Consider the following 26,537-nt stretch of genomic DNA (forward strand, 5'->3'; position numbering starts at 1 on the left):
TTCTGCGTAATTATTAAACATTCTAAGATAAAATGTATACAGATCACAGGATTACAATAATCACGCTTTCGTATGTCCGAAAAAAGCACTTATGAGCAAAAAAAACACTGAATGCTAAAACAGCAAAAAATGCTATTATCCTCATACCTGACGTCAGGTACTCGTTGTTGAAAGGATGAGGATATTTTATGGATCAGGCTGGCATTATTCGCGACCTATTAATCTGGCTGGAAGGTCATCTGGATCAGCCTTTGTCGCTTGACAATGTGGCGGCAAAAGCGGGCTATTCCAAGTGGCACCTGCAGAGAATGTTTAAGGACGTGACGGGCCATGCTATTGGCGCCTATATCCGCGCCCGTCGTTTATCGAAATCCGCAGTGGCGCTGCGCCTGACTGCGCGTCCAATTTTGGATATTGCGCTGCAATATCGCTTCGACTCTCAACAAACATTTACTCGCGCATTCAAGAAACAATTTTCCCAAACGCCTGCGCTGTATCGCCGTTCACCGGAATGGAGTGCGTTTGGTATTCGCCCGCCAATGCGACTGGGTGAATTTGCGATGCCTGCGCACGAGTTCGTTACGCTGGAAGACACGCAACTGCTCGGCACCACGCAAAGCTATTCCTGCTCGCTGGAACAGATTTCAGATTTCCGTCATGAAATGCGTATTCAGTTCTGGCGCGACTTCCTTGCTCAGGCTCCGGCGATCCCGCCAGTGCTGTACGGGCTTAACGAAACGCGTCCGAGCATTGAAAAAGATGACGAACAGGAAGTGTTTTACACCACAGCACTGACGCCGGAGCAGGCCAATGGCTATGTGCCGTCGGCGCAGCCTATCCTGTTACAGGGTGGCGAGTACGTGATGTTTACCTACGAAGGGCTGGGAACCGGCGTGCAAGAGTTTATCCTGACGGTTTACGGCACATGCATGCCGATGCTGAACCTGACGCGCCGTAAAGGACAGGATATCGAGCGATACTACCCGGCAGAAGATGCCAAAGCGGGAGATCGCCCGATCAACCTGCGCTGCGAATTCCTGATTCCGATTCGCCGCTAGCGCTGTAGTTCATCCAACGCAGGGGCGTCCAGATGTGAGATGTCCCCTGCCGTTTCAACGACCCATCCCGGCGCCAGCCATAAGCTTTCCTGGTAATCAACGCGAGAAATAGAACAGTTGCGCAGACGCAAGCGACGTTCAGCCCATGCCGGTAATCCCAGAATTGTGCTCACCAGGCAACCCAGCGCGATACCGTGGCTGACCAGCAGTGGACGACTTCCCGGCGGCAGCTCCAGACAGGATGCCAGCGCCGCATTGACGCGATCGCTCAGCTCCTGCATCGATTCCCCTTCCGGAATACGACCATCCACCGTGCCGTTCACCAACTGGCGACGCCAGCCCTCTTCCTCTGGCGTCAGCGTATCGATGTGACGTTTTTCCAGCACCCCCATATTCAACTCACGCAGACGAGAATCATAGGTGATATCACAGCCGCAGGCCTGGGCGATGATTTCTGCGGTCCGTCGTGTACGACCAAGATCGCTACTGATGACATGCGTAATACCAAACGAGCGGGCGCGTTCTCCCACCTGCATGGCTTGTTGTTCACCTTTAGCGGTTAGTGGGCTATCTGACTGGCCTTGAATACGTCGCTCGGCGTTCCACTGCGTTTCGCCATGGCGAACAAGGTATACCTGTAACATGCTTTTTTTCCGTTATACTGCGATGCGATGAATTTTCAAACTGAGCTTAATTATGCACAAGGTTATCTCTGCGACCACCAATCCTGCCAAAATTCAGGCAATTCTGCGGGCATTTGAAGAGATTTTCGGGGAAGGATCCTGCCATATTGAACCCGTCGCCGTCGAGAGTGGCGTGCCGGAACAACCTTTCGGAAACCAGGAAACGCGCACTGGCGCACGAAATCGCGTTGATAACGCTCGCCGCCTGCACCCGCAGGCTGATTTCTGGGTCGCCATTGAAGCAGGAATTGACGATGACGCCACCTTTAGTTGGGTGGTGATTGATAACGGCGTTCAGCGCGGTGAAGCTCGTTCAGCCACGCTGCCATTGCCTACTGTCATTCTCGACAGAGTCCGTAAAGGTGAAGCACTCGGCCCGGTGATGTCGGACTATACAGGTATTGATGAGATTGGCCGTAAAGAAGGCGCAATCGGCGTTTTTACCGCGGGCAAGCTGACGCGCTCAAGCGTCTATCACCAGGCGGTGATTCTGGCGCTCAGCCCGTTTCATAACGCGGTGTATTTATAGCATTGTGCCGGATGTTCAATCGTAGGCCGGATAAGGCAAAGCCGCATCCGGCGGATCAATTTTTCCCGAGCAACACCTGCTCCAGCCACTGACGCAAATCCACCGGTGCGGATTTGAGGCTGTTCGACCCCCGCGTAATAGTGGCAATCCCCGCCCCGAGCTCGTTTTTAAGCTCACGCTGGCTCATCTCGCCGCGCAGCAGCTCTTCAATGATACGCACACGCGTGCCCAACGCTTCACGCTCATCCGGCGTTAACATCAAATTGAGCAGCGGCAGGTGTAAATCTTGTTCGTAGGCGTGTTTAAGCAGATCGACAAAACGTAACCACTCCTGGTGACGTTGTTCTGCCATCTCTGCTGAATAGGGTGATTGCTGAGTCATAAGATATCGCCATCGTTGCGGGGGAAGCGTGCTTGCTTCCCCCTTTTGTACTCTTTAACGAGTACGATAGCATAACACAATCGACACGATCAGTAACGACGTTGCCATTCTGCGTCGCTCATCAACTCCGGTTTATCGCCGAGGAAATAGCGATAGTACGCATCATAAGCCAGCACATTCTTCACGTAACCACGCGTCTCTGAGAATGGAATACTTTCGACAAACGCCACAGCATCAATGCGGCCAGCGCTATTGCCAAGCCAGGTGCGAACGCGTCCCGGACCGGCGTTATAGGCTGCCGACGCAAAGATGCGGTTATTGCCGAATTGCTGATATACGTACTGCAAATAGCTGGTACCAATGTTGATGTTGGTATCAGGATCCAGTAGCTGGCTCGGACTGCTGTAACCTGGAATCGAGAACATTTTCACCGTATGCGTCGCCGTGCCCGGCATAATCTGCATCAGCCCGCTGGCGCCGACCGGTGATTTCACTTTCGGGTTCCAGGCGCTTTCCTGACGCGCTATCGCCATCGCATAGCTTGGCTGAATATCTTTGTCGCTGGTGTAACGGGTAAACAGATCTTTATAGGCCAATGGGAAGCGCTCTTCCAGATGATCCCACAGCTTACCGGCGATCGTCGCCTGAACGCTCAGATCCCACCAGTGATTGTTGAACGCGTAACGTGCCAACTGAGCCTGCTCGGACTTGGTACGGCTGGTAACCAGATTCGCCCATTCACTGCGCGCGGTATTATCCATGTTCCAGTACATTAGCTCGCGTACGCGTGCCATTTCTGGCCCCTGAGTCAGCGCAGAATCAACGTTCGCTGGCGCTTTATCCACTTTCAGCTCGTACTCTTCGCCCAGGCGCTGTGCCGCCACCATCGGATAGAAACCACGCTGCTGCATGAGCTGGTGCAGTATCTCTTTGGCTTCCGCATCACGTCCGCGCTCCAGCAGCAGATCAGCCTGCCAGTAGCGCCACTCGTCTTTTTCTTTTGCTTCCATTGGCAGACGTGCCAGCCACGTATTAAGGCCACGACGATCGCCGGTTCCCAGCGCCATGCGCACACGACGCTCCACAAGCGAGGTGGAATTGGAGCGCATAATCGCATCATCACGCCATTTGGCCTGCTCGTCGGTGACGTCATTGCCCATCAGACGCCAGGCAACAATATCGCGTAGCTCCTGGGTTTGCTCGTCATTAAGCTGTTGCGCCTGTACCAGGGACGGGATCATCAGGCGGGCGTTTTCCACATCCTGACGCGCCACGCTGGCAAAGGCGACCGCCGCCATCTGTCGGGTGAAATCCGTGGCACCAGTCGTGCGAGCAAAAGTCATCACCGAATTCGGATCGTTGGCCAGCGAGATGATCGCAGAGGCAATGGTTTGGTATTGTGCGGGCATCTGTCCGGCCAGCGCCGTCACCAGACCGGTATTCCCGGCTTTCATCGCCAGACGAATACGCTCCAGATACGCTAGCGGATCCTGAGTACCTGAGGCGCGCCACACGCCGAATAATTTGTCGCAGGCGTTCGGCTGACTTTTCCCGGTCAGCCACAGATCTTTCGCGCCCCGCCAGGCCTCTTCGGTTTGCCCAGTACTCCATTTCGCGAAGTAATAGTTGCATTGCGCTTCCGTGGTACCCGGTTTTTCCGGGCTAAACGCCAGCAGTCCACGCCAGTCTTCGCGGCGCGCCAGTTCATTCACAAAACGCGATTGCAGAGTACGCGCCGGGGGCAGCGTCGGGTTGGCGCGCACAAAATTGGTGACGGTAATGGTCGGCTGATTCATCAGATCGTCAGTGATCTGACGATATTCCAGATAGGGATACAGAGGATAGTTCTTCAGGCCGGGCATCATCTGCTCTACGACATCCATCTGTCGGTTATCCCAGGCCTGCTTAATTTGCGCATAGCGATTGCGCTGCTCATCCAGGGAATCGGCTCGCGCCACTTGACTGACCGTCAGCAGACATACGCTGGCCGCCAGCAGGCGCCAGGTAAATTGTTTGGCTTTGTCCACAAGCTCTTCCTCTTGTCATGTTACGTCTGTGCAGCATCATGCCGCTTAATTAATTCATGCTAACCAGACATTGCAGAATGCGCCACGTCACGGACACTTTTTTACTTTTGTTGCGAGTGGGATCTGCTGGCTGGGATTGGGCAATGAAAAAGGCTACACTTCGCCTTTGATAACTATTTACCAATAATTAGCCCTAAATAATTCAAGTTGCAGCAAGGCGGCGAGGAAGTGAATCCCCTGAGCGTACAAAAGTACGTGACTGGGGTGAACGACACAGCCAACGCATCTGCGGCTTGAAGTATGACGGGATAAACATAGAGGCGAGTCCAACGTGGCCCAATTCGTTTATACCATGCATCGTGTCGGCAAGGTCGTTCCGCCGAAACGTCATATTCTTAAAAACATCTCACTGAGCTTCTTCCCTGGCGCCAAAATCGGTGTTCTCGGTCTGAACGGTGCGGGTAAATCTACCCTGCTGCGCATCATGGCCGGTATTGATACCGATATCGAAGGTGAAGCTCGCCCACAGCCAGGCATTAAAATCGGTTACCTGCCGCAGGAACCAAAACTGAACCCGGAACATACCGTTCGTGAATCCGTTGAAGAAGCGGTTGCCGAAGTGGTTAGTGCACTGAAAGGTCTGGATGAAGTTTACGCCAAGTACGCCGAGCCGGACGCCGACTTCGATAAACTGGCCGCACAACAGGGCAAGTTTGAAGAAATTATCCAGGCGCACGACGGCCATAACCTGAACGTGCAGCTTGAGCGTGCCGCTGACGCCCTGCGTCTGCCGGACTGGGACGCTAAAATTGAGAATCTCTCCGGTGGTGAACGCCGCCGCGTCGCGTTGTGCCGCCTGCTGCTGGAAAAACCAGACATGCTGCTGCTCGACGAACCGACCAACCACCTGGATGCGGAATCCGTTGCGTGGCTGGAACGCTTCCTGCACGATTTCGAAGGCACCGTAGTGGCGATTACCCACGACCGTTACTTCCTCGACAACGTTGCGGGCTGGATCCTGGAGCTGGACCGTGGTGAAGGTATTCCGTGGGAAGGTAACTACTCTTCCTGGCTGGAGCAGAAAGATCAGCGTCTGGCCCAGGAAGCCTCTCAGGAAGCGGCTCGCCGTAAATCCATTGAGAAAGAGCTGGAGTGGGTACGTCAGGGCGCTAAAGGCCGTCAGTCTAAGGGTAAAGCCCGTCTGGCACGCTTTGAAGAGCTGAACAACACCGAATACCAGAAACGTAACGAAACCAACGAACTGTTTATTCCACCTGGAGCACGTCTGGGCGATAAAGTCGTTGAAGTCACCAATCTGCGTAAATCCTACGGCGATCGCGTTCTGATCGACGATCTGAGTTTCTCCGTACCGAAAGGCGCAATTGTCGGCATCATCGGTCCGAACGGCGCGGGTAAATCTACCCTGTTCCGTATGATGTCCGGTCAGGAACAGCCTGACAGCGGCACCATCACGCTGGGTGAAACCGTCAAACTGGCCTCCGTTGACCAGTTCCGTGACGCCATGGACAACAGCAAAACCGTGTGGGAAGAAGTTTCCGGCGGGCTGGATATCATGCGAATCGGCAACACCGAGATGCCAAGCCGTGCCTACGTGGGCCGCTTCAACTTCAAAGGTGTGGATCAGGGCAAACGCGTCGGCGAGCTGTCCGGTGGTGAGCGTGGTCGTCTGCACCTGGCGAAGCTGCTGCAGGTTGGCGGCAACATGCTGCTGCTCGATGAACCAACCAACGACCTGGATATCGAAACCCTGCGCGCGCTGGAAAACGCCCTACTGGAATTCCCGGGCTGCGCGATGGTTATCTCGCACGACCGTTGGTTCCTCGACCGTATCGCCACCCACATTTTGGATTACCAGGATGAAGGTAAGGTTGAGTTCTTCGAAGGTAACTTTACCGAATACGAAGAGTACAAGAAACGTACGCTGGGCGCCGATGCGCTGGAGCCGAAACGTATTAAGTACAAGCGTATTTCTAAGTAATTAGCGTTAAGTGCCGGATGGCGGCGTTACGCCTTATCCGGCCTACGAGGTTAGTGCGACTTGTAGGTCGGATAAGCACAGCGCCATCCTGTCTACGAGGTTAGTGCGACTTGTAGGTCGGATAAGCACAGCGCCATCCTGTCTATGAGGTTAGTGCGACTTGTAGGCCGGATAAGCGCAGCGCATCCGGCATTAAAATCTAACGCTGCTCGCCCATCAACTCTTTCACCAACTCCACGCAGCGCAGGAAGCGGCCGTCGTAGTCAGGCTCCTGAACGTGCACAAAATTGATATTGTTTTCCTGCAGCATCTCGACCAGCAGCGTCTGAAACGCTTTTCTGTCAACTGAGCTTCCAAGGCTGCGTAAGCCATCCGCCACCCATGGGGTGTTATTTTCCAGCAGGATCACCAGGTCGAAGCGATACTCGTCAATCAGCGCTTGCACAAACGGATGTTCACGCCCTTCATACTTTTTACAGAAGGCCTGAGTGGTCACGAAATCGGTGTCGATGAATGCCACTTTATTTGCGTACTTAACAGCAAAATCGATGTATTGCGCTTGTCCCAGGGCGATTTTATCGTAGTCAGAATACTGCAACGCCATCTCATCGCCGCCCAAATGGGAGAAGACATAATCACGCCCGTATTCCCACGCACTGGTGGTATTAAAAATATTGGCGAGCTTGTTCACCAGCGTCGATTTACCGCTCGACTCCCCGCCGAGGATCGCCACGGTGCGCACGAAAAACGGCTTCACTTCAGTCGGAATATACTCCCAGTAGCGGAACGGGTTTTCACGGATTTGCCCACCGCTAATGCTCATAAACGTTCGCTTGGGATCCACCAGCACAGTTTCGATCCCCAGATGTTCGAGATACTGCGGGGCATCTGATTCTTCAGAGGTGTAGATCCAGTTTGGCTGGATCCCTTTCTCCTGCATAAACGTTTTGATCCCGTTGCTCCACACGTCCCAGCCGTGCGGATACGGCTCCATGCCTTCTTCGTTGAAGGCATGAATACGGATATTTTTCTGATACTTAAAGGTTTGCAGCAGCCAGCGTAAACGATCGGGCACCGTAGGCTGTTGCGACATGGCACTGTCTTCAAACAGGCTGCGATCGCGCGTGTCGTCATAGCCCATGATGATATGCAGTTCATCGACCTGACTACAGGCGCGCTGGATAAGATAGATATGGCCGGTGTGCAGCGGATAAAACTTGCCGAATACCACACCGATATTTTTCTGCTGGCGCGGAAACTCCAGACCGAGAAAGCGGTGCAACGCCTCCAGCTTCTGCGCGCTGGGGCTTTTGATTTTGGCATTCAGCAGTTGGCTTAGGTATCCCTTGGTCATGCCACTGGCATCCGCCACCTGTTGCAGGGTACAGCCCTTTTGCTTTATGGCGGTTTTCAGATATTCAAATGACACAAGAGCCTCCTGCTGGAAAAATCGCGTAACACTGCCTGATGGCGCTTCGCTTATCAGGCCTACAAAATCGGTACGTACAGGTATTTGATTATAGGTCGTCAAACACGCTTAACGCATCCGCAAGCTTCTTAACGCCAAAGACCTGCATGCCTTCCGGTACTTTTTTCGGTACGTTAGCGGCAGGGACAATCGCCCGGCGAAAGCCGTGCTTCGCCGCTTCCGAAATACGCTCCTGCCCGCTGGGTACCGGACGGATTTCGCCCGCCAACCCCACTTCGCCAAAGACAACTAAATCCTGTGGCAGCGGTCTGTCACGCAGGCTGGAGACCATTGCCAGCAGCAACGCCAGGTCGGCGCTGGTTTCGGTGACTTTTACGCCGCCGACTACGTTAACAAACACGTCCTGATCCGCCATCTGCAAGCCACCGTGACGATGCAGCACCGCCAGCAGAATCGCCAGACGGTTCTGTTCCAGACCGACCGCCACGCGACGCGGGTTCGCCATCATTGAGTGATCGACCAGCGCCTGAATCTCTACCAGCAGCGGGCGCGTACCTTCCCAGACCACCATCACCGAACTGCCGGAGGTGACCTCATCGCCACGGCTTAAGAAGATAGCGGAAGGGTTGCTGACTTCACGCAGGCCTTGTTCGGTCATGGCAAAGACGCCCAGCTCATTCACAGCACCAAAACGGTTTTTATGGCTACGCAGAGTACGGAAACGAGAATCGGCGTCACCGTCGAGCAGTACCGAACAGTCAATACAGTGTTCGAGCACCTTCGGCCCAGCCAGCGAGCCGTCTTTGGTGACGTGGCCGACCATCACAATCGCCACGCCGCGCGTTTTGGCAAAACGCGTCAGGTAAGCCGCCGTTTCGCGCACCTGCGCCACACTGCCCGGCGAAGACTGAATATCCGCCATGTGCATTACCTGAATGGAGTCGATCACCATCAGCTTCGGCTGTTCTTCTTCGGCAATCAGGCAAATTTGTTCAATACTGGTTTCCGACAGCATATTCAGATTCGCGGTCGGCAAGCCAAGCCGGTGCGCGCGCATCGCCACTTGCTGCAGTGACTCTTCACCGGTGACGTACAGAGTTTTCATCTGCTCAGCGAGCTTGCACAGCGTTTGCAGCAGCAGCGTTGATTTCCCCGCGCCGGGGTTACCGCCAATCAGAATAGCGCTGCCGGGTACCACACCGCCGCCCAGTACGCGGTCAAATTCTTTAAATCCAGTGGAAAAACGCGGCAGTTCTTCAAGGCTGATGTCAGACAGCTTCTGCACTTTTGCCACGCCCGCATTCCCGGCATAGCCACTGAGCCGCTCGTTACGCGCCACCGTTGGCGATGCGGCAAGGCGCACCTCGGTAATGGTATTCCAGGCCTGACAGGCGCTGCATTGCCCCTGCCAGCGCGGGTAATCGGCCCCGCATTCATTACAAACAAAGGCGCGTTTTGGAGCTTTGGCCACGTTTTACCTCTTTCGTTAATGCTTTTGCCGGATGGCGCGGGCGCTTATCCGGCCTACGGACACCTTGCCATCGGGCAATTTAATCATTTCTGGTTCATGCTGCCGGAGAGAATGCAGAACACGCCCATCAGGTCAGCGTGGCGGATAGTAATCTCCGTCTTTTCATTCACTTTCGGTTTAGCATGATACGCAATACCCAACCCTGCGGTTTTGATCATCGGCAGATCGTTAGCACCGTCGCCGATCGCCACCGTCTGCGCCATCGGGATCTCATATTCTTGTGCCAGGCGAGTCAGGGTATTGGCTTTGTACTGGGCATCGACGATATCGCCGATCACGTTGCCGGTAAATTTACCGTCCATGATCTCCAGCTCGTTTGCCACAGCCGCCGTCAGACGCAGTTTATTACGCAGGTAATCGGCAAAGAAGGTAAAGCCGCCAGAGGCAATAGCCACTTTCCAGCCGAGCGTTTCCAGTTTTAACACCAACTGTGTCAGGCCTGGCATCAGCGGTAGCGTTTCGCGCACCTGGTGCAGAATATTGGCATCAGCGCCCTTCAGCGTCGCGACGCGACTACGCAGGCTGGCGGTAAAGTCCAGTTCGCCGCGCATTGCACGTTCCGTGACTTCCGCAACCATCTCACCGGTTCCAGCCAGTTTAGCAATTTCATCAATGCATTCGATCTGGATTGCCGTTGAGTCCATGTCCATCACCAGTAAACCCGGTGTGCGCAGATGCGGAATTTTACCTAGTGGCGCAACATCCAGTTTGGCATCATGCGCCAGTTTTGCCGCGCGCGGCGTTAAAGAACCCGCCAGGCGAATCACCTGATAATCCTCGACGCACCAGGCAGCAACAATCACCATCGCCGCGCCCAGTTTGCTCTGGTATTGCGTTAAACGTTGTTTATCCAGCCCACGACCGTACAGCAGCCAGCCACTGCGGCCCGCGTGGTAGTCCAGCGGCATGACTTCATCGCCACTTAAAGAGAGAGGCAGACCTGGCCACAGAGAAACATCTTCAGGTAGATCGCACCAGGTTATGTTAGGCATTAAAGCTCCTGTAAAATCGTTCGGGTCGGAATCATCAGGGGAAAATAACGCATGAGGCTACCCTGTAACCAGCGCTTCTGGCAACATTAAGTCTCAAATTTTCAGCAGGTGGAATATGGCTCGCGCAAAACTGAAATTCCGACTTCATCGTGCAGTGATTGTATTGTTCTGTCTTGCGCTGCTTGTCGCCCTGATGCAGGGCGCATCCTGGTTTAGTCAAAGTCACCAGCAGCAGCGTAATCCGCAGCTCGAAGAGCTGGCCCGTACGCTGGCCCGCCAGGTGGCGCTAAATGTTGCTCCGCTAATGCGTACCGAAACGCCGGATGAAAAACGCATCAAAGCGGTACTCACACAGCTGACGGAAAGTAGCCGTATTCTGGACGCTGGCGTGTACGATGAACAGGGAGACCTGATTACGCGTACCGGCGAGAGCGTCAACGTTCGTGACCGACTGGCGCTCGATGGCAAAAAAGCCGGGGGTTATTTTAACCAGCAGATTGTCGAACCCATTCAGGGGAAAAATGGTCCGCTGGGCTATTTGCGTCTGACGCTGGATACCCACACCCTCGCCACCGAGGCGAAGCAGGTAGATAACACCACCAATATCTTACGCCTGATGCTGCTGCTGGCGCTGGCGATTGGCGTCGTGCTCACCCGTACCTTATTGCAAGGCAAGCGTACCCGCTGGCAGCAATCCCCTTTCCTGCTGACCGCCAACAAACCGGTGCAGGAAGAAGACAACGAGAAAAAAGAGTAAAAGCAGTAAAAACTGTAAAACAGAAGGGAAATCAACCATGACTACACTACGCCTGCTTATCTCAGACTCTTACGATCCGTGGTTTAACCTCGCGGTCGAAGAGTGCATTTTTCGCCAGATGCCCGCCACGCAGCGCGTCCTGTTCTTGTGGCGTAACGCCGATACGGTGGTGATTGGCCGGGCGCAAAACCCGTGGAAAGAGTGTAATACCCGCCGTATGGAGGAAGACAACGTGCGGCTCGCCCGCCGTAGCAGCGGCGGCGGCGCGGTGTTCCATGACTTAGGCAATACCTGCTTTACCTTTATGGCCGGTAAACCGGAATACGACAAAACCATTTCCACCGCGATTGTCCTCAACGCATTGAATTCTCTGGGTGTGACGGCAGATGCCTCCGGGCGTAACGATCTGGTTGTGAAAACGCCAGACGGCGATCGCAAGGTTTCAGGCTCTGCTTATCGGGAAACGAAAGATCGCGGATTCCACCACGGCACGCTGCTGCTAAATGCCGATCTCAGCCGCCTGGCAAATTATCTCAATCCCGACAAAAAGAAACTCGCAGCAAAGGGGATCACCTCTGTCCGCTCACGGGTGGCGAATTTGACGGAGCTGTTACCGGGCATCACCCATGAACAGGTCTGTCAGGCCATCACGGAAGCCTTTTTTGCTCATTATGGCGAACGCGTTGAAGCGGAAGTGATCTCACCAGATAAAACGCCGGACCTGCCAAATTTTGCCGAAACCTTTGCCCGCCAGAGCAGTTGGGAATGGAATTTTGGTCAGGCACCTGCTTTCTCGCATCTGCTGGACGAGCGTTTCACTTGGGGTGGCGTTGAGCTGCATTTCGACGTCGAAAAAGGTCATATCACGCGCTCACAGGTGTTTACCGACAGTCTCAATCCCGCGCCGTTAGAAGCGCTGGCGGAGCGGCTACAGGGCTGCCAGTATCGCGCCGATGTTTTACAGCAGACTTGCGAAGCGCTGGTTACGGAATATCCGGATCAGGAAAACGAGCTGCGTGAACTGGCGGCGTGGGTGGCGAAGGCCGTGCGTTAAGCGATTAGTGGCGAATTGCCGGATGGCGGCTGCGCCTTATCCGGCCTACAAGACCGCTCCTGTAGGCCTGATAAGCGAATCGCCATCAGGCATTAATAGCGGCATTCCCGTAGGCCCGGTAAGCGAAGCGCCACCGGGCCACAACAACCCTTACTCTTTATCGCCCAGCAGAACGGATTCCAGCGCGATTTTGATCATGTCGTTGAAGGTCGTCTGACGTTCAGCGGCAGTGGTCTGCTCGTGAGTACGGATATGGTCGGAAACGGTGCAGATGGTCAGCGCTTTTGCACCAAATTCCGCAGCAACACCGTAGATGCCCGCCGCTTCCATTTCCACGCCCAGCACGCCGTATTTTTCCATCACGTCGAAGATTTCACCGTCCGGAGAGTAGAACAGGTCAGCAGAGAACAGGTTGCCCACGCGCGCGTCTACACCCAGTGCTTTTGCCGCATCAACCGCGTTACGCACCATGTCAAAGTCAGCGATAGCAGCGAAGTCATGATCTTTAAAACGGATACGGTTAACTTTGGAGTCGGTGCAAGCGCCCATACCGATAACCACGTCACGCAGTTTAACGTCCATACGCACAGCGCCGCAGGAGCCTACGCGAATGATTTTCTTCACGCCGAAATCGGTGATCAGCTCTTTGGTGTAGATGGAGCAGGACGGGATACCCATACCGTGACCCATAACGGAGATCTTACGGCCTTTGTAAGTACCGGTGAAACCTAACATGCCGCGAACGTTGTTCACTTCACGAACATCTTCGAGGAAAGTTTCAGCAATATGCTTTGCACGCAGCGGGTCGCCCGGCATCAATACGACGTCAGCGAAATCACCCATTTCTGCATTAATATGTGGAGTTGCCATTTTTTGTCCTTATTTCGTTGTTATTGCCTGATGGCGGCTACGCCTTATCAGGCCTACAAAACGTATGCAAAACAGTGAAATACCCTAAGGATTTCGCGTTATAGGAGGGCGACGAATTCATGAATCCCCGGGAGCATAGATTCACTATGTGACCGGGGTGAGCGAATGAAGTCAACGCATCTACAGCGCGAAAGACAACGGGTATTACAGCATGTTTTTACCGTAGTCCATCGGTGACGTACCAAAGTAGCTCGCCAGCGTCTGACCGATATCCGCGAAGGTTTCACGGTGACCTAAAGAACCTGGTTTCACTTTCGGGCCGTAGACCAGTACCGGGATGTGTTCACGGGTGTGGTCAGTGCCGGTCCAGCTTGGGTCGCAGCCGTGGTCAGCGGTCAGGATCAGAATGTCATCTTCACCCACCAGCTCCATCAGCTCAGGCAGACGGCGGTCGAACAGTTCCAGGCCCGCAGCATAACCGGCGATATCGCGACGATGTCCCCAGGAAGAGTCGAAATCAACGAAGTTGGTGAAGACGATGGTCTTATCACCTGCTTCTTTCATCTCTTTGATGGTGGCGTCGAACAGCGCGTCCAGACCGGTGGCTTTCACTTTTTTGGTGATGCCGCAGTTAGCGTAGATATCCGCGATTTTACCGACGGAAACCACGTGACCGTCTTTTTCGTCGACCAGTTTCTGCAGCACGGTCGGTGCTGGCGGCTCAACGGCCAGGTCGTGACGGTTACCGGTACGCTGGAAGTTACCGGCTTTATCACCGATAAACGGACGTGCGATAACACGACCGATGTTGTAACCACCTTCGGTCAGCTCTTCACGTGCGATTTCGCACAGCTCGTAGAGTTTATCCAGGCCAAACGTCTCTTCGTGGCAGGCAATCTGGAACACGGAGTCAGCGGAGGTATAGAAAATCGGCTTGCCGGTTTTCATATGCTCTTCACCCAGCTGATCCAGGATCACGGTACCGGAAGAGTGGCAGTTGCCGAGGTAGCCTGGCAGGTTGGCACGTTTTACCAGTTTATCCAGCAGTTCCTGCGGGAAGCTGTTTTCATGATCGGAGAAATAACCCCAATCAAAAAGAACCGGGACACCCGCGATTTCCCAGTGGCCAGACGGCGTGTCTTTCCCGGAAGAAAGTTCATGCGCCCATGCGTAGGCACCAATCACTTCCGCGTTACCGTCCATACCAGCAGCAATTTTACCGGTAGAACCTTCGTGAGCTTTCACCAGGCCCAGACGGGTCAGGTTAGGCAGATTCAGTGGACCTTTGCGACCATTGTCAGCTTCACCTTTCGCACAGGCTTCTGCAATGTGTCCCATAGTGTCTGAACCTACGTCGCCAAAGCGATCCGCATCTTCAGTCGCACCAATACCAAAGGAGTCCAGCACCATAATAAATGCACGTTTCATCTTGTTCTCCATACATCTGCGCCGCAAAAAAGCGATCAGATCAGTATACAGTTATTCGATAATACGACGATAGACTGTCGGTGTAATTTCTGGCGCTTTATCGTCAAGGCTAATTGCCGCTTTGACCGCTTTCGCCGCTTCCTGCCAGCTGGCTTCATCTTTCGCGTGGATCACCGCCAGCGGGCGTTGTCCGTCTACGCTGTCGCCCAGACGCGCCATATCGCTAAAGCCAACGCTGTAATCAATGGTGTCCGAAGCCTGACGACGACCGCCGCCCATGGAAACGACCGCCATCCCCAGCGAGCGGGTATCCATCGCGCTGACAAAACCTTCGGTATCAGCATATACCGCTTTGCTGAGCATTGCCGTCGGCAGGTACTTCGCATAATTTTCGACGAAATCGGTCGGGCCTTTTTGCGCCGCAACCATGCGACCAAAAATCTCTGCCGCTTTACCGTTGTCCAGCACGGTCTGCAATTTCGCACGGGCTTCGGCGTCATCTTTCGCCAGATTACCGGAGATCAGCATTTCCACGCACAGCGCCATGGTGACGTCTAACAGACGTGGATTGCGGTATTCACCGGTCAGGAACTGCACCGCTTCGCGAACTTCGACCGCGTTACCTGCGCTGGAGGCCAGCACCTGGTTCATATCGGTTAACAGCGCGGTGGTACGTACACCCGCGCCGTTTGCCACACCGACAATCGCTTCAGCAAGAGCTTCAGAAAGCTCGTAGGTCGGCATAAAGGCACCGCTGCCCACTTTCACATCCATCACCAACGCATCCAGCCCTTCCGCCAGTTTTTTCGCCAGAATGGAACCGGTAATCAGCGGGATGGAATCCACCGTCGCGGTAATATCGCGGGTGGCATAAAAACGTTTATCCGCCGGTGCGAGCGAGCTGGTTTGCCCAATAATCGCCACACCCACGTCTTTAATAATTTCACGGAAGCGCGCGTCGTCCGGGAAGATGTCAAATCCAGGAATCGCTTCCAGTTTATCGAGCGTACCGCCGGTATGCCCCAGGCCACGCCCGGAGATCATCGGAATATAGCCGCCGCACGCTGCGACCATCGGGCCTAACATCAGTGACGTTACGTCACCCACACCGCCGGTAGAGTGTTTATCCACAATCGGGCCGTTCAGCTGCAGGCTTTTCCAGTCCAGTACGGTTCCTGAATCACGCATTGCCATGGTCAGCGAAACTCGCTCAGGCATTGTCATATCGTGGAAGAAAATGGTCATCGCCAGGGCGGCGATTTGCCCTTCAGAGATGGTGTTGTCGCGAATACCATTGATAAAGAAACGAATTTCTTCATCGCTCAGCGCATGACCATCACGTTTTTTACGAATAATTTCTTGTGCGAGAAACACGGTAACCCCCAGGGGAAAAGAGTAGAAGGCCGTTGTAGGCCGGGTAAGCAACGCGCCACCCGGCAGTCGTCTTAATGCCGGATGGCGGCTACGCCTTATCCGGCCTACGTCGCTACAGCTCCGGCAATATAAGGCTTAGTAGCTGCTTGCGCTCTTGCCGTCGCCGTGACCCAGCGCTTTCAGCAGACTCGCCAGCAGGCTGGATGCGCCAAAACGGTAGTGACGAGAATCAGCCCAGTCAGCGCCAAACAGTTCATCGGCAATCGCCAGGAACTGCTGTGCATCTTCTGCAGTGCGTACGCCACCAGCCGGTTTGAAACCTACAGTTTTAGAAACACCCATGTCGCGGATCACTTCCATCATGATGCGTGCGCTTTCCGGCGTCGCATTGACCGGCACTTTACCGGTAGAAGTTTTGATGAAATCAGCACCGGCTTTGATGGAGATTTCAGACGCTTTGCGAATCAGTGCTTCTTCTTTCAGCTCACCGGTTTCGATGATGACTTTCAGCAGCACGTTTGCCGCCGCACACGCGTCTTTACAGGCTTTAACCAGATCGAAACCAATCTGCTCGTTACCGGCGATCAGCGCACGGTACGGGAACACCACGTCAACTTCATCTGCGCCGTAAGCAATCGCCGCGCGGGTTTCAGCCAGCGCAATCTCGATGTCGTCGTTGCCGTGCGGGAAGTTGGTTACGGTTGCAATGCGGATGTCCGGCGTGCCCTGCTCTTTCAGGGTCTTACGCGCAATAGGGATGAAACGCGGATAGATACAGATTGCGGCAGTGTTGCCAACCGGGGTCTTCGCCTGATGACACAGCGCGATCACTTTTTCATTGGTGTCGTCATCATTCAGGGTAGTCAGGTCCATCAGTTTCAGTGCACGCAGGCTGCTTGCTGTTAAATCGGTCATAACATTCTCCAACGGCATCGCCGTATAAAATTTCACCTTGCGAGTTTGTTAGTATTCTAACATCCGCTCGCTATTACACTTCGATATACATCACAGTTAATGAAAACCACATACAGATTTGCATTACTCTAATGAGATCTACTTCAAATAAATCACCTTTTCTAAAGGGATGCGGTGGCATCAGGCGCATCCGGATCAAAGGTTGCGGCGGCGTTGCTTTCTACAATGGCGTGACACCTTCGGGATAAAAAGGAATCAACGATGCCCACTTCAAGCGAACTCGCGCTGCAACAGCGTTGCCAACAAATCGTGACCAGCCCAGTGCTCAGCCCTGAGCAGAAACGCCACTTTCTGGCGCTGGAAGCTGAAAACGCGCTGCCTTACCCGCAACTGCCTGCACAGGCACGTCAGGCGCTGGATGATGGGGTAATCTGCGATATGTACGAAGGTCATGCCCCGTTCAAACCGCGCTATGTTTTACCCGATTACGCGCGTTTTCTGGCCAATGGCTCATCGTGGCTGGAGCTGGAAGGCGCCAGGGATCTTGATGACGCGTTATCCTTACTCACTATTCTTTACCACCATGTTCCGTCAGTGACGTCGATGCCGGTTTATCTCGGTCAGCTCGATGCCCTGCTGCAACCGTATGTTAGAATTCTAACACAAGACGAGATCGATATTCGAATAAAACGTTTCTGGCGTTATCTCGACAGAACCCTGCCAGACGCGTTTATGCATGCCAATATCGGCCCCGCCGATACACCAGTTACTCGTGCAATTTTACGCGCAGATGCAGAGTTAAAGCAGGTCTCGCCTAATCTGACATTCATTTATGACCCGCAAATCACACCTGACGATCTGCTGCTCAACGTGGCGCAAAATATCTGCGAGTGCAGTAAGCCGCATATTTCCAACGGCCCTGAAAATGATAAAATTTTCACAAAAGGTCAGTATGGCGTCGTCAGTTGTTACAACTCTTTGCCGCTCGCCGGGGGTGGAAGCACGCTGGTCAGGCTTAATCTGAAAGCCATCGCAGAGCGCAGCACCTCTGTTGATGACTTCTTTACGCGCACCCTACCGCACTACTGCCAGCAGCAAATCGCCATCATTGATTCACGATGTGAATTCCTCTATGAGAAATCACATTTCTTTGAGAATAGCTTCCTCGTGCAGGAAGGGTTGATTGATCCCGAACGTTTTGTGCCTATGTTCGGGATGTATGGTCTGGCGGAGGCGGTTAACCTGCTGTGCGATAAGTCGGGACAGAATGCGCGCTATGGGAAAGATGAGTTCGCCAATCAGCTCGGCTATCGTATTAGCGCCTACCTGGCGGAGTTTGTCGAAAACACCCCGGTGAAATATGGCTGGAAGCAGCGCGCGATGCTGCATGCACAGTCGGGCATCAGTTCTGACATCGGCACCACGCCAGGGGCACGCCTGCCTTACGGCAATGAGCCGGACCCGATCACCCATCTGCAAACCGTCGCGCCACATCACGCGTTTTATCACGCCGGGATCAGCGACATTCTCACGCTGGATGAAACCATCAAGCGTAATCCTCAGGCGCTGGTGCAGTTGTGCCTCGGGGCGTTTAAAGCCGGAATGCGCGAGTTTACCGCCAACGTGAGCGGCAACGATCTGGTTCGCGTTACGGGTTACATGGTGCGCCTGTCAGATCTGGAAAAGTATCGCGCCGAAGGGTCACGAACCAACACCACCTGGCTTGGCGAAGAAGCCGCGCGCAATACGCGCATTCTGGAACGACAACCTCGCGTGATTAGCCATGAACAGCAGATGCGCTTTAGTCAGTAGGCTGATTCCTTTCTCCTGCGTCGATGGGCCGGGCAGTCGTCTGGCTCTGTTTCTGCAAGGATGTAATCTGCGCTGTAAAAATTGCCACAATCCGTGGACGATGGGACGCTGCAACGACTGCGGGGAGTGTGTGCTGCATTGCCCGCATGAGGCGCTGAACCTGAGCGCGGGGAAAGTGTGGTGGCAGTCCGATGTGTGTCAGCAGTGTGACACCTGCCTGCACATGTGCCCCCAGCAGGCCACGCCGATGGCGCAGAGTATGAGCGTTGATGAAGTGCTGCAACATATTCGTAAAGCGTCACTGTTTATCGAAGGGATAACCGTTAGTGGCGGTGAAGCGACTACCCAGCTCCCCTTTATTGTGGCGCTATTTACCGCGATAAAAACCGATCCGCAGTTGCAACACCTGACCTGCATGGTCGACAGCAACGGCATGCTGAGCGAAACCGGCTGGCAGAAGCTGCTGCCGGTGTGCGACGGCGTAATGCTGGATTTAAAAGCCTGGGACAGCACGTGTCATCGGCAGCTTACCGGCCGCGATAACACGCTGATTAAACAAAGTATTACCTTTTTGTCCGGGCAGAGAAAACTGGCGGAACTCCGCCTGCTGGTTATTCCTGGTCAGGAAGATTATCTACAGCATATCGATGCGCTGGCGACGTTTATCAAACGCACCGGTGACGTACCGGTACGGCTGAATGCCTTTCATGCGCACGGGGTGTATGGCGAAGCGAAGGACTGGCCGAGTGCCACGCCGAAGGATGTGGAACACCTGGCGCAAAGATTGCGCGAGCGCGGGGTGGATAATTTGATCTTCCCGGCGCTGTACCTGTGATTGCCGGATGCGGCTACATCATTTGCAGGCCGGAGAAAACACAGCAGCCATCCGACGAAGTTATGCCTGATGCGCTTTGCTTATCAGGCCTACGAAGCGCATACTTTTGTAGGCCGGATAAGGCGCAGCCGCCATCCGGCAAAAATATGCCTGATGCGCTTCGCTTATCAGGCCTACGAAGCGCATACTTTTGTAGGCCGGATAAGGCGCAGCCGCCATCCGGCAAAAATATGCCTGATGCGCTTTGCTTATCAGGCCTACGAAGCACACACTTTTGTAGGCCGGATAAGGCGCAGCCGCCATCCGGCAAAAATATGCCTGATGCGCTTCGCTTATCAGGCCTACGAAGCGGACACTTTTGTAGGCTGGGTACGCCTTCCAATCACATGTTAAACAACGCCGTGGTATTACGATACAGCGCGTCAGCGATCACGTCCGCAGGTTCCGGGCGCAGTTCGCATAAGACGTCGAAGACTCTGACTACCTGCTCCGGGCGGTTAGGCTGCCCCTGAAAGCCGTTGAGCGGCATATCCGGCGCGTCGGTTTCCAGCAACAGCGATTCCAGCGGCAGTTGCGCTATTACCTCGCGGGTTTTACTGGCGCGGGGATAGGTAATAGTGCCTCCCACGCCAATTTTGTATCCCAGTTGCACAAAGCGCTCTGCCTGCTGCACGCTCCCGGAAAAACCATGCACCACGCCAGTTCGTGGCAAAGTATGACGTTTCAGGTGCATCGCCAGCTTGTCATGGGTACGCCGCGAATGCAGGATCACCGGCAATTCATACCGCTTCGCCAGCTTTAGCTGCGCTTCCAGCACCCGCTCTTGCTTATCGAATTGCGGATCGTCCCGATACAGATCCAATCCAATCTCGCCTAGCGCCACCAGCTTTTGTGGGCGCTTATCCAGCTCCTGTTGCAACTGGTCCAGGCAGTCATCGCTATGTTGTTCAATAACAATGGGATGCAGACCAAGCGCGGCAAACAATGGAGGATAATTTTCCGCTAACGCCAGTACGCGGGGAAAATTCGCCGCCTGGGTGGCCGGAACGATAATGCTCTGTACACCAACCTCCACCGCGCGCTGAATGCTGGCAGATTCATCTCCGGTAAACGGCGGGAAATCAAAGTGACAATGCGTATCGATAAAACGATAACTCACGCCAAATCCTCATTATCAAACGTCGTGTCGTTCGCCTGAGGCGCATTGGTCACCACTGGCACATGGGCATCGTTGGCCACCGGCGCGGGAGGAACTACCACCGGCCCCGGCACCACAATCTTCGGCGTCTGACGAGGCAGCGGCGCATTTTTCGCCAGCAGCTTGCCGACTGTCGCCAGAAAGTAACGACCGCACAGGCGTCCGGTTTTGTAATCTTCCCGCAGCGCCGGAATACGGCTGCCCAACGCCATGCTATGGAGTGGTTTTGGCGGATAGATCTCAAAAATACGCAGCTTGCCCGGCGGCTTCTCAATAAAACTCTGGATAGCACGATAGCTGGTCTCATGATGCTGCACCAGATTCAGAAACGGTTGCAGGCTACTTTCACCCAACCAGCGCTCCATACGTTTGAACCACTGCGGGGTGTAGTACATTTGCGAAGGCACAGTGCGAATCACTACCAACGTTTTTGCCCCCTGCTTCGCTGCCTCCTGCACAGGTATGGCATCACTAACTCCTCCATCCAGATAGTTCACGCCGTCCAATACAACCCCTGTGCGGTAGAACCCGGGAATCGCGCTGGAGGCTCGAATGAGGTCGAGCCAGTTTTGCCGGTTCGGCGAAAAATAGCCGGGCGTGTAATCATCGCCCCGACAGGCGCACATATAAAACGCTTTCCCTGCGGCAAACAAACGCTCGGCGTTATCCATCGCCAGCGGCATCTGGGATGCGGTCGAATCCACGAGCCAGTCGAGATCGATTAAGTTTCCCCCGCGCACAAAGCGTACCGGGTCAAAAAACTCACGGCGGGTGGTGTAACGCATAATGACTTTACGGCCATAACCAGGCTGGTTACACAGATAGGCTGAAAGGTTTTGCGCACCGGCGGACGTCCCATAGTAGAGATCAAAGGGATTGAACTGCGCACGCATGAATTCATCGAGTACGCCGGCGGTGAAGATGCCTCTTTGTCCCCCGCCCTCGCACACCAGCGCCACACTGCCTGGTTGAAATGGACGTAACGATAACGGCGCAATATTACCGAGCGTGACGGGTATTCTCTGCCCCACCTCTGCCTTCCTGTTGTTTTGTAATAGAACAACAAAGTAACGCAAATTGCCTGACGCTAAAACCGTAAAAGCCAGTCCACTGGACTGGCTTGGTAGCAAGTTATCTTTACGGGTTACTTACTAGGGTCGTTTACGCCCTGTAAACAGGCTGACCAGAAACAGAATGATCCCCACCACGAAAACAATTTTCGCTGCGCCTGCAGCGGTACCAGCCAGTCCACCAAAACCCAGTGCGGCGGCAATTAACGCGATAACCAGAAATATGATGCCCCATCGAAACATGCGCTTCTCCTTTACCATAGTTAATGTCACCGCTTGTTATGAGCGCTCAGGCTGCTCATCGGCGATATTTTTAGTGTGGTGCACAACACGCCTCCCGACAAACGTCAGGAGGACGAATTAAGTCTAATTACTGAGTTTTGAGATCGTTTTTGACGCTTTTCACGCCATCAATCGCTTTGGCGATGCTCTCAGCACGATCGCTTTGAGCCTGTGAATCGACGGTGCCTGAAAGTTGCACTACGCCCTCGGTGGTCTCAACTTTCACCTTGCGGGAAGGGACGATATCATCGGCCAGCAGCTTGGCTTTTACCTCACTGGTGATTGCCGTATCGCCCGCATAGCCTTTAACAGAGGTTTCTTTACTATCACGCACATGCAGTTTGTCGCTAACGGAGGTCACACCCTCAACGCCTTTCGCCACTTTCACCGCTTCTTCGGCCTGCGCCTGACTTTCAACAAACCCGCTTAGTGTCACCACCTTTTGATCTGTTTTGACGGAAATATCGGTGCTCTTAATGCTTTCGTGGTCCACCAGCGCGGCTTTTACTTTCGCGGTGATGGTGCTGTCATCCATGAAATTACCGACTTTGTTCATAGAGCTATCGACTTTCTGCCCCGCACTTTCGACGCCGGATTGCGCTTTATCCATCGTGGCGTTTTCTGCATAAGCAGAACCCGTTGCAACAGCGGAGGTCAGCATCACGGCCAGCAGCGTTTTAGAAATCTTAAGTCCTGTCATTGTCATCGATGTATTCCTGTATGTTTTGCCAAACGCTATGCTCTGCCGTTAAACGGCTTGAGCCAGCAACTAATCTTGTAAGTGGAATAAATATCAGCAATAGACGCTGCAACAGGCAGCCTAAAAAGCATTAAACGCCGATATTTATGTCATCACATTGTTAAATATAGTTCACGATTTCGTGATCGCAGTCAGAATTGATTAAAAAATAGGCAAACAAAAGAAAAACGCGAGGTTTTAAGAACATTCCGCAAGGGATTTAAAAGACAGGAAAAGTTGCAGGACACGGCGGATACCGTGCCCTGGAAGGTCGATTAGTGTTCGCGTGTTTTACGGAACTGAACGTCCGGGTAACGTTCCTGGGTGAGATTCAGGTTAACCATGGTTGGTGCGATATAGGTGAGGTTATCGCCGCCATCCAGCGCCAGCTGAATTTCGTTCTTACGCTTAAATTCTTCGAATTTCTTCACGTCAGAACATTCTACCCAGCGCGCAGTCGCCACGTTGACGGATTCATAAATCGCTTCAACGTTGTACTCGCTCTTCAGACGTGAGACCACCACGTCAAACTGCAGCACACCGACAGCGCCCACGATCAAATCGTTATTGGCGATCGGACGGAATACCTGCACTGCGCCCTCTTCTGACAACTGAACCAGCCCTTTCAGCAGCTGTTTCTGCTTCAATGGATCCTTCAGACGAATACGACGGAACAGCTCCGGTGCGAAGTTCGGAATACCGGTGAACTTCATCATTTCGCCCTGGGTAAAGGTATCGCCGATCTGGATAGTGCCGTGGTTATGCAGACCGAGAATATCGCCCGGATACGCTTCTTCCACATGAGAACGGTCACCGGCCATAAAGGTGAGTGCGTCGGAGATCACCACGTCTTTACCAATGCGCACCTGGCGCATTTTCATGCCTTTCTCATACTTGCCGGATACCACACGCATGAACGCCACGCGGTCACGGTGTTTCGGGTCCATGTTGGCCTGAATTTTAAACACGAAACCGGTGAACTTCTCTTCTGAGGCTTCGACGACGCGGGTGTCGGTTTTACGCGGCATCGGCGCAGGCGCCCACTCCACTAAGCCGTCCAGCATATGGTCAACGCCGAAGTTACCCAGCGCGGTACCGAAGAAGACCGGGGTGATTTCGCCCGCGAGGAACAGCTCATGGTCGAACTCGTTGGACGCGCCCTGCACCAGCTCCAGCTCGTCACGCAGCTGCTGCGCCAGGTCTTCACCCACGGCAGCATCAAGTTCCGGGTTGTTCAGACCTTTAACAACACGCACTTCCTGAATGGTGTGGCCTTTACCGGTCTGATACAGGTAAGTTTCATCTTTATAAAGGTGATAGACACCTTTGAACAACTTACCGCAGCCAATCGGCCAGGTGATTGGCGCACAGCCGATTTTCAGTTCGTTCTCGACTTCATCCAGCAGCTCCATCGGATCGCGGATGTCACGGTCGAGTTTGTTCATAAAGGTCAGGATCGGCGTATCGCGCAGACGGGTAACTTCCATCAGCTTACGGGTACGATCTTCGACGCCTTTTGCAGCATCGATAACCATCAGGCAGCAGTCCACCGCCGTCAGAGTACGATAGGTATCTTCGGAGAAGTCTTCGTGCCCCGGGGTGTCCAGCAGGTTCACCAGGCAGTCATGATACGGAAACTGCATCACAGAGGTGGTAATGGAGATACCACGCTGCTTTTCCATTTCCATCCAGTCAGATTTTGCATGCTGGCTGGAGCCACGGCCTTTTACCGTACCGGCGGTCTGAATGGCCTGTCCGAATAACAGTACCTTTTCAGTAATTGTCGTTTTACCGGCATCCGGGTGAGAAATAATGGCAAAAGTGCGGCGTTTGGCCACCTCTTGCAAATAAGGAGACAACGTCATAGTCAAATCTTCTTAGGTAAGCACGGCAACGGGCCGGGCAAGTTGAATACGAAAAATTGCGGCTATTTTACCCATCAACGGGGGGGAGGCAATCAGTGTTTACACAGGAGCTGCTCCAGTTCGCTTAATGACGCTACGGTCCAGGTCGGCTGAATGCCCGCTGGCTGCTCGCGGTGGTGCGTATTTAGCCAGCAGGTGGATAGCCCGGCGTTAATGCCGCCAAGAATATCGGACTCTGCGGTGTCACCCACCATCAGCACGCGAGAACGGTCCGGATTACCCGCCTGCTCCAGCGCATGGTCAAAAATACGGGGGTCGGGTTTTGCCACCCCAACCTGCTCAGAAATCACCAGCAGGTCGAAATAGTCGCGCAGCCCCGTCCGCTCAAGTCGGATTTGCTGCAACGCGGTAAAACCGTTAGTAATGATACCGATTTTTGTTTTATCACGAATCGCATTGAGCAGAGAAACTGCCCCCGGCAACGGTGAGCAGATCTCCGCCATCGCATTGATGAATGCGTCATTAAGCTGGCCCGGTTCAACCTTCAGGCGTTCGGCCCAGCTCTGAAAACGGGCATGCTGCAGTTGTAATGAGGTAATCGCGCCGTTTTGGTAATCCACCCACAGCGGTTTATTCACGGCCTGGTAGTCCTGAAAATCTTCAGCGGTAAAGGTAATGCTATAGTCGAGAAACATCCGCTGTAAGCCGGTAAACGAGTCAAACGTAAACAGCGTTTCGTCGGCATCAAAGAAAATCCAGTCCCACTTCTTCATCATTACACCTTATCTTACATGCTGATTGGCAACGCCATGATGATGGCGTCTTCGTGTCCATCGGCCGTTGGATAGTAGTTGCGACGGATCGTCGCCTCGTTAAAGCCTAAGCTTTCGTACAGCGCGATAGCGGCCGCATTCGAGGCGCGCACTTCAAGCCACAGGGTCAAAATGCCACGCTTTTCCAGCTCATCGATCAGATGCTCCAGCAGCTCACGTCCCAGGCCCCGGCGCTGAAAGTCAGGATCGACGGCGATATTGAACAACGTCGCTTCATCCAGTACGACCTGCGTGATTGCAAAGGCGGCCATCACGTCGTCAACCCTCAACTGAAAATTGAGGTAGCGATCGCCCTGGTTGCTGGCAAATGTTTTTTCACTCCACGGAAAAGCGTGGGCGCGTTTTTCAATCTGAAATGCTGCGGGTAAATCAGTCGGCTCGAGGGAAGAAATCGTGTTCATATGCGCAGATTTGTTGCCATAACGCGGCGCGTGCCGCTGGGTTTTCCCGTAATTCATTAAACGCAGGACTCTCGACCTGAGCGCCCTCCAGCAGCAGCGGCTCTTCGGTTCCCAGCCGCCAGCTATTACAGCGACTGCCTTGCGGCAGCATGGCGACACGGTCAGGCGTCAGTTGTAAAACCTGATCCGGGCTAACGGTTAATGCGCGTAAAATATCGCTGATCAACGGTTCGGTTAGCGCGGGTAACTGTGCAGCAACCATCACCAAACGGACATGCGCAGGAATGGAAATCGCGATCTCGCCCTGCAGTGCGCCAGGACGACGCAACGACCACTGCGTAATGCCCAGTTGCTGTAACTGCCAGTCTCGTCGGGATGTCATAGCGAAACACTCCTGTCTATCAGGGGCGCAAATATAGCAAATTTGTCGAATCCGTGCCATCAAACAACTATAATCCCCCGCTGTACAATTTA

At 53.9% G+C, this 26,537-nt stretch carries 26 protein-coding genes; 8 read left to right on the forward strand and 18 right to left on the reverse strand.

Annotated features, from left to right (window positions below; all coding sequences use genetic code 11):
• The first annotated feature begins 188 nt into the window (after positions 1-188).
• A complete protein-coding gene (robA, locus tag SK35_RS20875) occupies positions 189-1,058 on the forward strand; it encodes an MDR efflux pump AcrAB transcriptional activator RobA (protein ID WP_048214985.1) in 870 nt (289 codons plus the stop codon).
• Here robA and gpmB read toward each other — a convergent pair.
• Positions 1,055-1,702 carry a 2,3-diphosphoglycerate-dependent phosphoglycerate mutase GpmB gene (gene gpmB, locus SK35_RS20880; protein WP_003019006.1) on the reverse strand — a complete coding sequence of 216 codons (648 nt, stop codon included), beginning with the start codon at positions 1,700-1,702 and terminating at the stop codon, positions 1,055-1,057. The genes robA and gpmB overlap by 4 nt on opposite strands.
• 52 nt (positions 1,703-1,754) lie before the next feature.
• Between gpmB and yjjX the strand changes: the two genes are divergently transcribed.
• Positions 1,755-2,270 (forward strand): inosine/xanthosine triphosphatase, encoded by a 516-nt coding sequence (gene yjjX, locus SK35_RS20885; RefSeq protein ID WP_048214986.1) that lies wholly within the window; start codon positions 1,755-1,757, stop codon positions 2,268-2,270.
• A gap of 55 nt (positions 2,271-2,325) precedes the next feature.
• Here the strand turns inward: yjjX and trpR are convergent, their stop codons facing one another.
• The gene (trpR, locus tag SK35_RS20890; RefSeq protein WP_003837292.1) at positions 2,326-2,652 is read right to left on the reverse strand and encodes a trp operon repressor; all 327 of its coding nucleotides are present in this window, start codon (positions 2,650-2,652) and stop codon (positions 2,326-2,328) included.
• 89 nt (positions 2,653-2,741) lie between these two features.
• Entirely contained in the window at positions 2,742-4,679 is a 1,938-nt protein-coding gene (gene sltY / locus SK35_RS20895; protein WP_048214987.1) for a murein transglycosylase, read from the reverse strand.
• A 331-nt stretch (positions 4,680-5,010) separates the two neighbouring features.
• Between sltY and ettA the strand changes: the two genes are divergently transcribed.
• Complete coding sequence (gene ettA / locus SK35_RS20900; protein WP_003829940.1) at positions 5,011-6,678, forward strand: energy-dependent translational throttle protein EttA; 1,668 nt, start codon at positions 5,011-5,013, stop codon at positions 6,676-6,678.
• 199 nt (positions 6,679-6,877) lie between these two features.
• On the opposite strand, the gene nadR is transcribed toward ettA, so the two are convergent.
• From nadR to serB, 3 genes are all read right to left on the reverse strand, one after another.
• Positions 6,878-8,107: a multifunctional transcriptional regulator/nicotinamide-nucleotide adenylyltransferase/ribosylnicotinamide kinase NadR gene (nadR, locus tag SK35_RS20905; RefSeq protein WP_003829942.1), complete on the reverse strand. Its 1,230-nt coding sequence runs from the start codon at positions 8,105-8,107 to the stop codon at positions 6,878-6,880.
• Positions 8,108-8,195: 88 nt separating this feature from the next.
• A complete protein-coding gene (radA, locus tag SK35_RS20910; RefSeq protein WP_003829944.1) occupies positions 8,196-9,578 on the reverse strand; it encodes a DNA repair protein RadA in 1,383 nt (460 codons plus the stop codon).
• A gap of 83 nt (positions 9,579-9,661) precedes the next feature.
• The gene (gene serB, locus SK35_RS20915; protein WP_003829946.1) at positions 9,662-10,630 is read right to left on the reverse strand and encodes a phosphoserine phosphatase; all 969 of its coding nucleotides are present in this window, start codon (positions 10,628-10,630) and stop codon (positions 9,662-9,664) included.
• Between the two features lie 115 nt (positions 10,631-10,745).
• Between serB and SK35_RS20920 the strand changes: the two genes are divergently transcribed.
• Complete coding sequence (locus SK35_RS20920; RefSeq protein WP_003829948.1) at positions 10,746-11,387, forward strand: YtjB family periplasmic protein; 642 nt, start codon at positions 10,746-10,748, stop codon at positions 11,385-11,387.
• Between the two features lie 37 nt (positions 11,388-11,424).
• On the forward strand, positions 11,425-12,441 hold the full coding sequence (gene lplA / locus SK35_RS20925; protein WP_048214988.1) for a lipoate--protein ligase LplA: 1,017 nt from the start codon (positions 11,425-11,427) through the stop codon (positions 12,439-12,441).
• A 150-nt stretch (positions 12,442-12,591) separates the two neighbouring features.
• On the opposite strand, the gene deoD is transcribed toward lplA, so the two are convergent.
• From deoD to deoC, 4 genes are all read right to left on the reverse strand, one after another.
• On the reverse strand, positions 12,592-13,311 hold the full coding sequence (deoD, locus tag SK35_RS20930; RefSeq protein WP_039517409.1) for a purine-nucleoside phosphorylase: 720 nt from the start codon (positions 13,309-13,311) through the stop codon (positions 12,592-12,594).
• Positions 13,312-13,515: 204 nt separating this feature from the next.
• Positions 13,516-14,739 carry a phosphopentomutase gene (deoB, locus tag SK35_RS20935; protein ID WP_003019037.1) on the reverse strand — a complete coding sequence of 408 codons (1,224 nt, stop codon included), beginning with the start codon at positions 14,737-14,739 and terminating at the stop codon, positions 13,516-13,518.
• A 51-nt stretch (positions 14,740-14,790) separates the two neighbouring features.
• Positions 14,791-16,113: a thymidine phosphorylase gene (gene deoA, locus SK35_RS20940; RefSeq protein ID WP_048214989.1), complete on the reverse strand. Its 1,323-nt coding sequence runs from the start codon at positions 16,111-16,113 to the stop codon at positions 14,791-14,793.
• Positions 16,114-16,248: 135 nt separating this feature from the next.
• Positions 16,249-17,028, reverse strand: a complete 780-nt coding sequence (gene deoC, locus SK35_RS20945; protein ID WP_003019042.1) for a deoxyribose-phosphate aldolase — start codon at positions 17,026-17,028, stop codon at positions 16,249-16,251.
• 261 nt (positions 17,029-17,289) lie between these two features.
• Between deoC and SK35_RS20950 the strand changes: the two genes are divergently transcribed.
• The 3 genes from SK35_RS20950 to SK35_RS20960 all read left to right on the forward strand — a co-directional run bounded on the left by SK35_RS20950 (position 17,290) and on the right by SK35_RS20960 (position 20,068).
• Positions 17,290-18,840, forward strand: a complete 1,551-nt coding sequence (locus SK35_RS20950) for a YjjI family glycine radical enzyme (RefSeq protein WP_048214990.1) — start codon at positions 17,290-17,292, stop codon at positions 18,838-18,840.
• On the forward strand, positions 18,812-19,675 hold the full coding sequence (locus SK35_RS20955; protein ID WP_008786131.1) for a YjjW family glycine radical enzyme activase: 864 nt from the start codon (positions 18,812-18,814) through the stop codon (positions 19,673-19,675). The genes SK35_RS20950 and SK35_RS20955 overlap by 29 nt, the downstream gene beginning before the upstream one ends.
• 69 nt (positions 19,676-19,744) lie before the next feature.
• Positions 19,745-20,068: a hypothetical protein gene (locus SK35_RS20960; protein ID WP_187426962.1), complete on the forward strand. Its 324-nt coding sequence runs from the start codon at positions 19,745-19,747 to the stop codon at positions 20,066-20,068.
• On the opposite strand, the gene SK35_RS20965 is transcribed toward SK35_RS20960, so the two are convergent.
• The 8 genes from SK35_RS20965 to holD all read right to left on the reverse strand — a co-directional run bounded on the left by SK35_RS20965 (position 20,058) and on the right by holD (position 26,445).
• Positions 20,058-20,834 (reverse strand): metal-dependent hydrolase, encoded by a 777-nt coding sequence (locus tag SK35_RS20965; RefSeq protein WP_048214992.1) that lies wholly within the window; start codon positions 20,832-20,834, stop codon positions 20,058-20,060. The two genes, SK35_RS20960 and SK35_RS20965, sit on opposite strands and share 11 nt — an antisense overlap.
• Positions 20,831-21,904 (reverse strand): patatin-like phospholipase family protein, encoded by a 1,074-nt coding sequence (locus SK35_RS20970; RefSeq protein WP_048214993.1) that lies wholly within the window; start codon positions 21,902-21,904, stop codon positions 20,831-20,833. Before SK35_RS20970 ends, SK35_RS20965 begins: the two co-directional genes overlap by 4 nt.
• A gap of 120 nt (positions 21,905-22,024) precedes the next feature.
• Complete coding sequence (locus SK35_RS20975; RefSeq protein WP_003019081.1) at positions 22,025-22,186, reverse strand: DUF1328 domain-containing protein; 162 nt, start codon at positions 22,184-22,186, stop codon at positions 22,025-22,027.
• A 127-nt stretch (positions 22,187-22,313) separates the two neighbouring features.
• Positions 22,314-22,931 (reverse strand): molecular chaperone OsmY, encoded by a 618-nt coding sequence (osmY, locus tag SK35_RS20980; protein ID WP_048214994.1) that lies wholly within the window; start codon positions 22,929-22,931, stop codon positions 22,314-22,316.
• A gap of 308 nt (positions 22,932-23,239) precedes the next feature.
• A complete protein-coding gene (gene prfC / locus SK35_RS20985; protein WP_003829982.1) occupies positions 23,240-24,829 on the reverse strand; it encodes a peptide chain release factor 3 in 1,590 nt (529 codons plus the stop codon).
• 92 nt (positions 24,830-24,921) lie between these two features.
• On the reverse strand, positions 24,922-25,602 hold the full coding sequence (gene yjjG, locus SK35_RS20990; protein WP_008786125.1) for a pyrimidine 5'-nucleotidase: 681 nt from the start codon (positions 25,600-25,602) through the stop codon (positions 24,922-24,924).
• Between the two features lie 14 nt (positions 25,603-25,616).
• The gene (rimI, locus tag SK35_RS20995; protein WP_003829985.1) at positions 25,617-26,063 is read right to left on the reverse strand and encodes a ribosomal protein S18-alanine N-acetyltransferase; all 447 of its coding nucleotides are present in this window, start codon (positions 26,061-26,063) and stop codon (positions 25,617-25,619) included.
• The gene (gene holD, locus SK35_RS21000) at positions 26,032-26,445 is read right to left on the reverse strand and encodes a DNA polymerase III subunit psi (RefSeq protein ID WP_003829988.1); all 414 of its coding nucleotides are present in this window, start codon (positions 26,443-26,445) and stop codon (positions 26,032-26,034) included. Before holD ends, rimI begins: the two co-directional genes overlap by 32 nt.
• Between the last annotated feature and the right edge of the window lie 92 nt (positions 26,446-26,537).

The organism is Citrobacter sp. MGH105 (assembly GCF_001037485.2).
GTDB lineage: Bacteria > Pseudomonadota > Gammaproteobacteria > Enterobacterales > Enterobacteriaceae > Citrobacter > Citrobacter portucalensis.

Coding starts and splice junctions, on each gene's coding strand:
- robA (WP_048214985.1), top strand. CDS start 189: ATGGATCAGGCTGGCATTATTCGCGACCTATTAATCTGGCTGGAAGGT.
- deoC (WP_003019042.1), bottom strand. CDS start 17,028: ATGACCGATTTAACAGCAAGCAGCCTGCGTGCACTGAAACTGATGGAC.
- gpmB (WP_003019006.1), bottom strand. CDS start 1,702: ATGTTACAGGTATACCTTGTTCGCCATGGCGAAACGCAGTGGAACGCC.
- prfC (WP_003829982.1), bottom strand. CDS start 24,829: ATGACGTTGTCTCCTTATTTGCAAGAGGTGGCCAAACGCCGCACTTTT.
- lplA (WP_048214988.1), top strand. CDS start 11,425: ATGACTACACTACGCCTGCTTATCTCAGACTCTTACGATCCGTGGTTT.
- SK35_RS20960 (WP_187426962.1), top strand. CDS start 19,745: ATGCGCTTTGCTTATCAGGCCTACGAAGCGCATACTTTTGTAGGCCGG.
- SK35_RS20950 (WP_048214990.1), top strand. CDS start 17,290: ATGCCCACTTCAAGCGAACTCGCGCTGCAACAGCGTTGCCAACAAATC.
- osmY (WP_048214994.1), bottom strand. CDS start 22,931: ATGACAATGACAGGACTTAAGATTTCTAAAACGCTGCTGGCCGTGATG.
- trpR (WP_003837292.1), bottom strand. CDS start 2,652: ATGACTCAGCAATCACCCTATTCAGCAGAGATGGCAGAACAACGTCAC.
- holD (WP_003829988.1), bottom strand. CDS start 26,445: ATGACATCCCGACGAGACTGGCAGTTACAGCAACTGGGCATTACGCAG.
- serB (WP_003829946.1), bottom strand. CDS start 10,630: ATGCCTAACATAACCTGGTGCGATCTACCTGAAGATGTTTCTCTGTGG.
- deoB (WP_003019037.1), bottom strand. CDS start 14,739: ATGAAACGTGCATTTATTATGGTGCTGGACTCCTTTGGTATTGGTGCG.
- SK35_RS20920 (WP_003829948.1), top strand. CDS start 10,746: ATGGCTCGCGCAAAACTGAAATTCCGACTTCATCGTGCAGTGATTGTA.
- SK35_RS20955 (WP_008786131.1), top strand. CDS start 18,812: ATGAACAGCAGATGCGCTTTAGTCAGTAGGCTGATTCCTTTCTCCTGC.
- SK35_RS20975 (WP_003019081.1), bottom strand. CDS start 22,186: ATGTTTCGATGGGGCATCATATTTCTGGTTATCGCGTTAATTGCCGCC.
- yjjX (WP_048214986.1), top strand. CDS start 1,755: ATGCACAAGGTTATCTCTGCGACCACCAATCCTGCCAAAATTCAGGCA.
- deoD (WP_039517409.1), bottom strand. CDS start 13,311: ATGGCAACTCCACATATTAATGCAGAAATGGGTGATTTCGCTGACGTC.
- yjjG (WP_008786125.1), bottom strand. CDS start 25,602: ATGAAGAAGTGGGACTGGATTTTCTTTGATGCCGACGAAACGCTGTTT.
- rimI (WP_003829985.1), bottom strand. CDS start 26,063: ATGAACACGATTTCTTCCCTCGAGCCGACTGATTTACCCGCAGCATTT.